Source organism: Rhizobium sp. 01T417 (assembly GCF_056398905.1).
The window spans coordinates 1-10,339 of the sequence record NZ_JBFTQH010000073.1 but is presented as its reverse complement, the minus strand read 5'-3'; the positions used below and the strand labels follow the sequence as shown (position 1 = coordinate 10,339).

Genomic DNA, 10,339 nt, shown 5'->3' with positions numbered 1-10,339 from the left:
CCGACGCCCATCGCCTGACCCCTTGGGGCAAGGCAATCTATAAGCGCCGCAAGGAGACGGTCGAGCGCTCGTTTGCCGATGCCAAGCAGCTTCACGGGCATCGCTATGCCCGCTTTCGAAGTCTCACCCGCGTCGCATGCCAGTGCCTGCTGGCTGCAGCCGCCCAAAACATCAAGAAGATCGCCATGGCGCTCACCAAGCCACCCAGACCAGCCATCGCATGAGGGCCAGAGGCCGCCAACTTCGCCCCGCCTCAGAACCCAACTAAAACAACCAACGTCCAAAAAACAAACCCGCCGAAAATATCGACGGGTTTGTCAGCAGTCTGAGGCCCTCCAATCGGAGGGCCTTTCGATTTGAGAGCCTTTGAAAATCAGGCCTTGTATTTCTCAACGGCACCCGGGAGCTTGCTCCATTCGGCGTACCAGGTGTTGAAGAGCTTGAACTGAGTTTCGACGTAACCGCGCTGGCTATCGGTCAGGGCGTCGGTTTCGTAGAAATGGAGGGTGTATTCCTTGTCGCCCTTCAATACCATCATGTGCTTGAAGAACAGCACGAGGTCCGGGCCTTCGTCGAACGACGAGAGGACGGCCAGTGCCTGCTCGAGCTCCAGCGCGCGCTGGCGGGCATCTGCGTCGCCGGCAGCAGCGGCCTGGGCGAGGTTGCAGAGGTGCAGCACTTCCTTCGGCAGCACGTTGCCGATGCCAGTGATCGCTCCGGTCGCACCGCAATTGACGAAGCCATGGAAGACGGCCGTGTCGACGCCGATCATCAGCGAAACGCCATCATCGCGGCTGGTGATATTCTCTGCTGCGTAGCGCATGTCTGCAGCGCCACCGAATTCCTTGAAGCCGACGAGGTTCGGATGCTCGGCTCGCAGCGCGAGGAACAGGTCCGCGCGCGTGGCGAAGCCGTAGTAAGGGCTGTTGTAGATGACAGCAGGAAGATCGGGGGCAGCCGAGAGGATTGCCTTGAAGTGCGCCTTCTGGGCCGCGATTACCGAACCACGCGACAGGACGCGCGGGATGACCATCAGACCCTGTGCCCCGACCTTCTGGGCATGGGCCGCATGCGCGACAGCCGAGGCGCTGTTGACGGCGCCGGTGCCTACGATGACCGGAATGCCAGCCTTCACGAGACGCTCCACGCCTTCCATGCGCTGTGCATCGCTCAGCAGTGGCCAATCCCCCATGGAACCGCAATAGACGACAGCCGACATGCCCTGCGCGATCAACTCCAGGCCCTTGCGGACGAGTGCGTCGTAGTCGGGGGTACGGTCTTCCTTGCAGGGGGTCATCAGGGCCGGAATTACACCGGAGAAAATCTTGGCCTTCATTGCGAAACTCCTATTGCCTGGCGGGACGGGCAGGGATCGCCGCGCGCCTCCACCGGCACCGGTCCCCGTGTCTTCGACGGCGGTTATATCACTTGCATATTATTTGTCGACAAAAATTATGCAGCAGATCAGAGGGCGATATCCAGATTTCCGCCGCGCGCGAAAAGCTTCTGTATTTGCTGCACGATCTGCTCGGCATGGATCGTCGCCAAGCGGTCGGCGGCCTCGCTGTCGCGCGCGGCGATGACAGCGATAATGTCTTCGTGCTCGTCGACGAAACGTTGCGGCAAGCGGTCTTCATAGGACTGGTAATAGAGCCGCAAGATGCGTCGCCCCTCATCGAGGAGACGATTGAAGAGACCGGAGAAGTAGGCGTTGCGGCCTGCCTCTGCGATGGCTGAATGGAAGGCAGCGTTGGTGGCAATCATCGCCAGGGCGTCCTGGGCCGCGACCGCCGCGGCGAAGTCGGCCTGATGCGCGCGGATCACCTGCAGATCATCGAGGCGATGATACTGGGCGGCCAGACGGGTGGTCACGCGATACATCAGCACCAGCGCATCGAAGAAGGTATGCATATTGAGGAAATCGATATTCGATACCATGGTCGAGCGATTGGGCAGCGTATCGATCAGGCCCTCGCCGGCCAACCTCACCAGCGCCTCGCGGATCGGCGTGCGCGACATCTTGAAACGCTCGGCCAGTTGCACCTCATCGATCGGACTGCCGGGCGGTAAAACCAGGTCCAAGATCTCATCGCGCAAGAGGTCGTAAACCATCTTGACGCCGGAGCCTCGCTTGCGTTCGGGAGTGGACTTCGTGTCGGTATCAGTCATGCCGGTATCCTCTTGTCGACAAAAGGAATACTTTTTCTCGCGTGCTGGTCAATAGCTCTGGCAACTCGGGCGGGTGAAATGCCCGGAGCAAGGCCTCTAAAATCGGAATCGATTTTCGATTCTGACGAAACCTGTCATGCTGAGCCGTCGGAGCGGGAATTTTCGACTTCTGGTTCCTGCAAGGGAGAGAAGGGAAAGTCCCATGGAGGCGGCATCGACTTTTCGGAAGCGCAGATTGCCTTTTACGACTCGCTTTGCCCCTGCTCTAGCAAGGCCGTCGCCGCGGAGGTTCTGGCCCGCCGGGGATATCTGGCTGCGATTGTTTCGGGTATCTGGGAAGGTATCGGTTGCAGGGCCTGATGGGACGGAGACTTGTAAAGTCTCGGCCTCAAGCCGACCCTCGCGGCAACAATTTCAGCTTTGCGCCAAGCGCGGTCACCGCGGACGTCGAGCACTTTTTCTTTGGGCGATGCAGACGAGTGAGCAAATATAGAAGCAGCGGTCCGGCACCTGTAGCCAGTTCGATTTCTCTTTCTTCGGTTGCTTGACGACAGTATCAGCGATGACACAAACGGCTCTCCATCATCCCATGCATTGATACGGCCGACCGCCAAATAGTTTAGGGACGAGGTGTTTGCCGCTCAGCGTGTCAAAAGGCTAGCGCGGGCCGGTGGCTGCATCACGGGGTTCAGATCAAAGTCCAACGCCAATACTACGTCTGGATTCTAGCAGGACAGCCCCAGACTTTACTTCCAGCTGGAACATCGTGATTAACAAAAGACATCGCGCCAACCACCGCACCATCTCCAATCGTCACGCCACGAGAAATAACGCTGTTGGGACCGATGTAGACGCCGCTGCCAATCTTGGTTGGAGAATATTCGATCGGCGCTTTTCCCAGTGTTAAGCTTCTTTGCACAGTGTCATGTGAATAGATCTGAACACCAGTGGAGATTGAGCAGTGGTCACCGATCGAAAGCCCGCCAGTCCCATCCAATACCGTTCCAGGACCAATCCAGGTATGGCAACCGACACGGACCTCTCCCATAACGAGGGCACTGTCATAACAGGATGTACCCTCACCAAATCCATATTCACGCGCATTTTCCCAACGATCAGTTATCAAATCGCCGAAGGACACGCGCCGCTGGAATTGCGCGAGCTTCTTGAGTTGCAGCGTTTTTTGAAGTGCTCTCAATGTTTCAATCATGAGTGAACTTGCTCTATCTACTTTGACCGTTGAGATAAACTCACCACAATGGGCCAAAGACGCGGTAGCCTCGCACGTGTGATATTCCACCACCTATCGCTCTTGCCCAAGACTAGACCGTTGCAGCTTCGGTAGTCGTCCGCCCCACAGATTTCACACGCATGGCAAGAAGACCTTCGATATCGAGTGCGCGATCGTGGCGACTATTTGCGCGGAACAATCGCGCCATTAAATCAAGCCAACTATCAAAGTCCTCATTTCCAATCCAAGCAGTCGAGAGGCAGTCCCCAGGCAACGGTCCGTCAAACGAGTCGTCGTTGGATGGATCCGCAAGCTCGTTTGTTTCGATCAACCATTTGGTTCGCCTAATGGAAACGTGAGGGACGGTCTTGGCTTGTTCAAGCAGGAAAACCCTCAAATCCTTGTCGCCAATGATATCACTCAGGAGGAGAAGCCAAGCGATCTCGACCGGATCCATCTGCGCCAAGGCCGGCGACGATGTGCCCTGGAGATTGCTACGACGACTAAGTAGAATGGCGGCCTCTCCTGCATCTCCCTCGAGCAGCGAGATAATGCCGAGCAGAACCCATGGCTCGGCGATATGGCTAATCCAAGTACTTAGCTCTCTCAGGGTCTGCGCGACCTCCTTGAAATCTCCTCCCTCCAGAATTGCCGATCTGGCCGAACGAAGCACTGCGGACATCGGGCTGTCCGGAACGGCCGCGTTCACGAAAACTACGGAAGGGGATTGCATTGGAACGATCTCAAATTTGCCGAACCAATTGATTTGTCTGACAACTTCGCCTGAACGAACGGCGCGGCGGCACTCGTACCAATCTGCAATATAAGTCCACGCCTGACGCGTATAGCGGCTGTGGACGAGTTCATAACCCTTTTTACGGATGTCGGAATAAAGATCGAGGTCTTTGCTGACCTCGTTGATCTTTTGGTAGAGCTCCTTTCCGCTGCCCATGATGCAGTTTTGCATGTCCACAAAGCCGTATTCTTTCAGACGATCGGAGTCAGGAGCAAGAAGAACCGTACCGCAAGCTGGTATCTCAAGGTGCTTGCGAACGACGTAGTCCAGTCGCGTCGTGTCGGCAGCCGAAAAGTAGCTTTGAGAAATTAGCTGAGCGTATCTAGCGTCACGAACCTCAAATGGCCTGCGGTCCTGTAGCCTATAGCCCGGATGAGTATAAATTAGCGTTGGAAAGAAGTGTTGAATCTCGTGGGTCAGCTTTGCCCGCCACGGGTAGAAACTCGGGAATAGATGCCCACTCATTATGTTGACGGGGATGATCTTTTCCAAGTTATAGTCATGGAATATCTCGGGATCGACAAATTTCGGAATGACGAAACAGGCAAATTGCGAGAGCTCCGGCATATGCTGCAGATGTTCCAGCCCAAAGCAGAAGATCGTGTCAATGCCGTATTCAGTGAGAGCGCTCAACGTGAGTGGCCGCATCGGGTCGTGTGGATCGCAATTGAAGTACAGCGCCCGCGGTATCTCTGGGTAGGTATGAATGTTTGTGATGCTAAGCCGTAGTGGTCTGCCGGAATGCACTGCCGAAAATATGACGAAATCGGGCTGCAGCTCATCGCAGACGGCTTTGAAATCGAAATCGCGGTCGACAACACTAACCTCGCAGTGGTGAGCAAGCGCGTAAATCCACTCGTCGACCACATTTGTGAGAACTGGAGCTGTGGTCGTATTGAGCTGCGGCAACACGCATAGAACGCGTCTGCGCTGTGTTGCCACCGTCATCTCTCACCCTTTTCGAAAAATGAGCAAATTGCATCGACGACTTGTTGCTGCTGCGCCGCGGTTATGCCAGCGAACATGGGCAAAGACAGCCCCTGGCCGGCAAATTCTTCCGTTGCAAGAAATTCACTTTGGGCGCTTTCGACTTGCGCCAAGCAAGGCTGCCGATGCAATGGAATGGGGTAGTGCAATCCGGTCTGAATACTTCTTGAATCAAGGTGCGACCGTAGGTCGTCGCGCCGATCCGTGCGTACGACGTAGAGATGGTAAACATGATCGCCATGCACGACATCAGGGAGCGTAAGGGGCGTGCCTTTCAAGCCCTCCCTATACCGTTCTGCGGCCCGCTTCCGCTGATCAGTCCAATCATCAAGATGCCTTAGCTTGCTGTTCAAGACCAACGCTTGCAGGCCATCCATGCGGTAGTTATAGCCGATCTGTTCGTGGAGATAACGCTGCGTCTGCCCGTGATTTCTCAGTGCCCTCAGCCGCTGAGCGATGTCGGCGTCTTGCGTGACGATGAGGCCGCCTTCACCCGCTGCACCGAGATTCTTGCCCGGGTAGAAACTGAAACAGCCCATTGACCCCATCGATCCGAGCGGTCGACCGTTGTAACGAGCGCCGATTGCTTGGGCCACATCTTCTATCATTGTCAGTCCGTGACGCTCGGAAAACTCCAGCGCTGCCTTCATATTTGCGGGCTGACCGTAAAGATGAACCGGAATGACTGCTTTCACATCGCCATCCAGACGCCTTTCCGCATCCGCAAAGTCGATCGTACCCGTAGCACGTTCCACATCACAAAAAACCGGAACAGCACCCTGATAGATCACCCCCCACAAGGTGCCGATAAAGCTATGGGCCGGTACCAGAACCTTGTCTCTCGGGCCTATGCCCGCTGCAATGACCGCCAGATGCAGGGCAGCACTGCCACTGCTGACGGCAATGGCGTGATCGACTTCAAGATAGGAGGCGATGGCCTTTTCGAATTCGTCAACCCATGGCCCCAGGCAAAAAGCGCTCGCATCGAACAGCCGTTCGATCTCCGGCATGACATTATGGCGAATCTGCTCCCATTGGATAGAGAGATCGACGAAAGGTACCGTTGTCTGTGAACTCATCGCCCACTCTCCGACATGTCGCGAGTAGACCCTATCACACGTGCTGGATTGCCCGCGACGATGGCATATTCGGGAACGTCTTTGGTCACCACCGCCCCCGCTGCTACCATAGCCCTTCGTCCAATTACAATGTCCGGTAGAATCGTGGCATTACTTCCGATCGATGCGCCGGAGCAGATACGGGTGGGAAGGCAGACCCAATCTTCCGAGCCCTGCAATGCACCGTCAGCGTTTGTCGCAGCCGGATAACGATCGTTTGTGAACATGACGCCATGGCCCACGAACACCTCGTCCTCAATGATGACACCAGAGCAGATGAAGCTATGGGACTGGATCTTGCATTTTGCACCGACATGGACATCCGATTGGATTTCCACGAAGGTGCCGATCCGTGTTCCACGGCCGATTGTGCAGCCATACAAATTGACGAGATCTGGATGGAAAACCAGTACGTCATCTTCAAAAACGACATTGTCAGCGATGGGCATTGGGCCGCTCCTTTTCAGCAAGGATCTCTGACAAGGCAGTCACCACGCTGACTTGTTCGGCATCCGTCATTCCGGAGAAAAGTGGTAGTATGAGATGAGCTGCGCTGACATGTTCGGATCGGGAAAGCCCTGCATGCCGAGCCCCGCGCCAGGGCGCCTCAAGGTGGCTGGACATGACTGCACGTCGGGTCGCTATTTTTCGGTCGAGCATCTCCTGCATGACCTCTTCGCGATCTGCACCTTCAGGCAACCCAATTGAATAGCTCTGCCAGTTAGATTTCGCCCAGTTCGGCTCTTGCGGTACGATTATACCGTTGACGGGCATCAGGAGTTCGCCGTAACGCTTCGCCAATTTCCGCCTTTCGGCAACAATTCCATCGAGACGCTTTAGCTGCTCTCGTCCAACCGCAGCCTGAAGGTCGGTCATGCGGTAGTTGAAACCCGTCTCGGTGTAGGTCTCGATCACAACACGATTGGATGCATGACGGGCGAGGTCGGAGACAGACATTCCATGTTGCCTCAGAAGGCGGCACTTCGCGTCTATTTCAGGGTTGTTCGTGGTGATCATTCCGCCCTCACCCGTCGTAAGAACCTTGCGGGGATGAAATGAGAAGCATGCCACGTCGGAGAGCACGCCACCGATCCGGTGCCATTGGTCATCGACCAGGATCATCGATCCGCTGGCGCAGGCGGCGTCTTCCACCACTGCCAGCCCATACGCATGAGCGACCGCGCAAATCGCCTGCAAGTCGCACGGCATACCAATTTGGTCCACACACAACACGGCTTTAGTCCGCGACGATATCAGCACCTCAATACTGGTCGGATCCATGTTGTAGCTACCTGCACCGATGTCCGCGAAGACCGGCTCGGCACCACACATATGGATGGCATTCGCTGTCGCAATGAAGCTGTGACTGACCGTGATCACCTCGTCACCCGGTCCAACACCGACAGCCAGCAGTGCCAAATGAAGCGCTGTCGTACAGTTGGAAACCGCGCATGCATATGAGGCACCGGTCATTGCAGCGAACTCCGTCTCGAACCCAAGAACCTGTGGTCCCTGGGTCAACCAGCCGGAAGCGATGACGGAAGCGAGTGCGTCTGCTTCTTCTGGACCCACCGTTGGGCGCATAAGGGGGATCACTTGGCCGTCTCCAGCACGGAGACACATTCATCCCGCCACCATCGCACCAGATCGCGCAATCCATCTTCCAGCCCGATCGAAACTTGGAAACCAAGTTGCGCCCGCGCCTTTGACGGATCGGCCAACCGCCGCTCGACTGGGTTAACGTTGCGAGCAGGTTCATGGTGGATTCCGAGATTTTCCCGTCCCATGATCTTGAGCAGCGTCTGCGCCAATTCTTTTAGAGAAACTTCGGCCCCTGACGCGACATTGTAGACTTCGTCCGAAGCAGAAGAGAGAGCCGCCGCGATATTCGAAGACGCGACGTCACGAACCTCCACGAAATCCATGGTTTGCAAGCCGTCACCAAAGATGATCGGAGGTTGATTGGCAGCAATTCTCTCCATCCACCGGATCAAGACTTCCGTGTAGCGGCCGTGGATATCCATGCGCGTTCCATAGACATTGAAGTAACGAAGCGCACAGTAGTTAAGACCGTACATATCGTTGAATGATCGGAGCAGCTTTTCGTTGAAGAGCTTCAGGCCGCCGTACAATGTTCGATCGGCGTAGGGTGCTGCGGCCTCCGTGGTCGGAAATTCTGGAGCATAGCCATAGATTGAAGCGGACGACGCAGCGATGATCTTCTGAATTTTGTGTTTCACGCAGAGCTGCAGAAGATCGAATGTGGCGCGGCCCATAACCTCAAAGGCCTCGGCGGGTTCGGCGGCACAATGTGTAATCCTCAAAGCGGCCTGATGGAATACGATATCGGCGTCTCGCACCAGCTCGTCCATGAGCGCATTGTCACGAATATCGCCGTTTACAAGCCGCAAGCGCGGGTCGGCGGCAACGGAAGAGAGATTCTCAGACCTCCCACGCACCATATTATCGACAGCCAGAACGGCCTGAACCTCGTAGCCCATGAGTTGATCGACAATGTGCGAGCCGATGAAGCCGGCGCCTCCGGTTACTAAAATGCGCTTCCCTCTTAGGAAATCTGAGGCGTTCGATTGTTTAACCTTTTGTTCCATCGTCTCACTCTGCCGCGATGATATTGAATGTGTTGCGCTTACTGCATGCGACCTGCTGCAAGCTGCGCTCCAGTGCCGACTGCGCCCGCTCCAGCGTTCTGACAATCCTCAGTCCGAAATCACCATCAGTTTGGCAACGCTCCTGCCCGAGGATGGAGCGACGGAGGTGTTCAACCACTTCTGTAAGCGGCTCGGGGCCGGAAATGCGCGGGGACGTCACCGCGCCGATTCTGTAATTCGGAAGATTGATCTCGCGATCCTGATTGGAATGGATAGTGATGCCGGAATCATAGATCTTGACCGGCTCATCGCGGTTCAAATCATCCCAGACAGCCATTTGCTTGCTGCCCCCAAGAGCAATCCGCCGCATTTTTACCGGCGACATCCAACTCAGATTGAGGTGCGCGACCATAGAGTTCTCGTAATGCAAGGTGATGTAGGCGATATCGGGCGATTTGTCGTTGACGTGACAATACCCGCTGGCCTCCACTGAAACCGGCTCTGCCGCAAACAGATAGTCCAGGATCGATAGGTCGTGAGGAGCGAGATCCCAGAGCACATTTACGTCCGGTTGAAAAAGGCCCAAATTGACGCGCTGGGAGTCAAAATAGGAAATATGCCCGAGCGTGCCGCTTGCAACGAGATCTCGGAGCTTTCGAACGGCAGGATGGAAGAGGAAGGTGTGATCAACCATCAGAGTTAAGCCATAGGCTTTGGCCCGCGCGACCAGGTCCTCCGCCTCTTCACTTGAACCGCACATGGGCTTCTCGATCATCACATGCTTGCCGGCGTCCAAACCGGCCTTAGCAAGCGAGTAGTGCGAGGACACCGGCGTTGCGATGACCATTGCATCAATATTTGGATCGAGAATGACAGACGAAGCGTCTTCGTAAATCGCGGCGCTCGGGAACGATTGCGCCAGTCGTTCTCGAACCTCCAGCCGCGTGTCAACAATTGCGGCTAACTGAATCCCAGGATTGCTGGAAAGGACACGTAGCAGGTTGCGCCCCCAGTAACCTACGCCGCATAAAGCCACCTTGATCATGCCAGCAAGACCCTCACACTTAATCGGCATGACTTATCGCGGTGCAATCTTGCCCCAGCCTGACGGTTACTGTTGAGGCGAACTCTAATCCTCGATCGAAGGTGGAACTTGTATTCCGACTCCGCAGTCAGCGGCAAAGCTTCGTGTTGGGCTTCGGCTGGGCGTTGTGTCGCTGCTGAAACACATGCGAATTTGGGCGAACCTGGCGGCTTGAGAAATCGACACGGAGTCCAAAAAAAAAAGCTCCTCGACGCCTATGCGGAGGAGCTTTCTGTGAGGCGACTTGACTGGCAAATATTCAGGTTTTGTTGGTTGCGGGGGCAGGATTTGAACCTGCGGCCTTCAGGTTATGAGCCTGACGAGCTACCGGGCTGCTCCACCCCG

Annotated in this window: 10 protein-coding genes; 1 reads left to right on the top strand and 9 read right to left on the bottom strand. The window is 55.8% G+C overall.

Annotated elements, in window-relative coordinates; genetic code table 11:
• The coding region (locus AC1DPR_RS31015) for a transposase (protein ID WP_477817911.1) at positions 1-224 on the top strand (224 nt) is incomplete at its 5' end.
• A 149-nt stretch (positions 225-373) separates the two neighbouring features.
• Here AC1DPR_RS31015 and AC1DPR_RS31010 read toward each other — a convergent pair.
• The 9 genes from AC1DPR_RS31010 to AC1DPR_RS30970 form a co-directional block, all read right to left on the bottom strand.
• Positions 374-1,336 (bottom strand): dihydrodipicolinate synthase family protein, encoded by a 963-nt coding sequence (locus tag AC1DPR_RS31010; RefSeq protein WP_018859732.1) that lies wholly within the window; start codon positions 1,334-1,336, stop codon positions 374-376.
• Between the two features lie 128 nt (positions 1,337-1,464).
• On the bottom strand, positions 1,465-2,169 hold the full coding sequence (locus AC1DPR_RS31005; protein WP_113472011.1) for a GntR family transcriptional regulator: 705 nt from the start codon (positions 2,167-2,169) through the stop codon (positions 1,465-1,467).
• 712 nt (positions 2,170-2,881) lie between these two features.
• Entirely contained in the window at positions 2,882-3,379 is a 498-nt protein-coding gene (locus tag AC1DPR_RS31000; RefSeq protein WP_083929922.1) for an acyltransferase, read from the bottom strand.
• A 112-nt stretch (positions 3,380-3,491) separates the two neighbouring features.
• Entirely contained in the window at positions 3,492-5,144 is a 1,653-nt protein-coding gene (locus AC1DPR_RS30995; protein ID WP_113472009.1) for a glycosyltransferase, read from the bottom strand.
• On the bottom strand, positions 5,141-6,262 hold the full coding sequence (locus AC1DPR_RS30990; protein WP_113472008.1) for a DegT/DnrJ/EryC1/StrS aminotransferase family protein: 1,122 nt from the start codon (positions 6,260-6,262) through the stop codon (positions 5,141-5,143). The genes AC1DPR_RS30995 and AC1DPR_RS30990 overlap by 4 nt, the downstream gene beginning before the upstream one ends.
• Positions 6,259-6,750 carry an acyltransferase gene (locus AC1DPR_RS30985; protein WP_018859728.1) on the bottom strand — a complete coding sequence of 164 codons (492 nt, stop codon included), beginning with the start codon at positions 6,748-6,750 and terminating at the stop codon, positions 6,259-6,261. Before AC1DPR_RS30985 ends, AC1DPR_RS30990 begins: the two co-directional genes overlap by 4 nt.
• Positions 6,737-7,885 carry a DegT/DnrJ/EryC1/StrS aminotransferase family protein gene (locus tag AC1DPR_RS30980; protein ID WP_113472007.1) on the bottom strand — a complete coding sequence of 383 codons (1,149 nt, stop codon included), beginning with the start codon at positions 7,883-7,885 and terminating at the stop codon, positions 6,737-6,739. Before AC1DPR_RS30980 ends, AC1DPR_RS30985 begins: the two co-directional genes overlap by 14 nt.
• Before the next feature lie 8 nt (positions 7,886-7,893).
• Positions 7,894-8,910 carry an NAD-dependent epimerase/dehydratase family protein gene (locus tag AC1DPR_RS30975; RefSeq protein WP_113472006.1) on the bottom strand — a complete coding sequence of 339 codons (1,017 nt, stop codon included), beginning with the start codon at positions 8,908-8,910 and terminating at the stop codon, positions 7,894-7,896.
• Between the two features lie 4 nt (positions 8,911-8,914).
• Entirely contained in the window at positions 8,915-9,955 is a 1,041-nt protein-coding gene (locus tag AC1DPR_RS30970) for a Gfo/Idh/MocA family protein (RefSeq protein WP_018859724.1), read from the bottom strand.
• Between the last annotated feature and the right edge of the window lie 384 nt (positions 9,956-10,339).

What these genes read in the sequence shown, in the direction of transcription:
- AC1DPR_RS31010 (WP_018859732.1), bottom strand. Translation starts at nt 1,336, where the DNA reads ATGAAGGCCAAGATTTTCTCCGGTGTAATTCCGGCCCTGATGACCCCC.
- AC1DPR_RS31005 (WP_113472011.1), bottom strand. Translation starts at nt 2,169, where the DNA reads ATGACTGATACCGACACGAAGTCCACTCCCGAACGCAAGCGAGGCTCC.
- AC1DPR_RS31000 (WP_083929922.1), bottom strand. Translation starts at nt 3,379, where the DNA reads ATGATTGAAACATTGAGAGCACTTCAAAAAACGCTGCAACTCAAGAAG.
- AC1DPR_RS30995 (WP_113472009.1), bottom strand. Translation starts at nt 5,144, where the DNA reads ATGACGGTGGCAACACAGCGCAGACGCGTTCTATGCGTGTTGCCGCAG.
- AC1DPR_RS30990 (WP_113472008.1), bottom strand. Translation starts at nt 6,262, where the DNA reads ATGAGTTCACAGACAACGGTACCTTTCGTCGATCTCTCTATCCAATGG.
- AC1DPR_RS30985 (WP_018859728.1), bottom strand. Translation starts at nt 6,750, where the DNA reads ATGCCCATCGCTGACAATGTCGTTTTTGAAGATGACGTACTGGTTTTC.
- AC1DPR_RS30980 (WP_113472007.1), bottom strand. Translation starts at nt 7,885, where the DNA reads ATGCGCCCAACGGTGGGTCCAGAAGAAGCAGACGCACTCGCTTCCGTC.
- AC1DPR_RS30975 (WP_113472006.1), bottom strand. Translation starts at nt 8,910, where the DNA reads ATGGAACAAAAGGTTAAACAATCGAACGCCTCAGATTTCCTAAGAGGG.
- AC1DPR_RS30970 (WP_018859724.1), bottom strand. Translation starts at nt 9,955, where the DNA reads ATGATCAAGGTGGCTTTATGCGGCGTAGGTTACTGGGGGCGCAACCTG.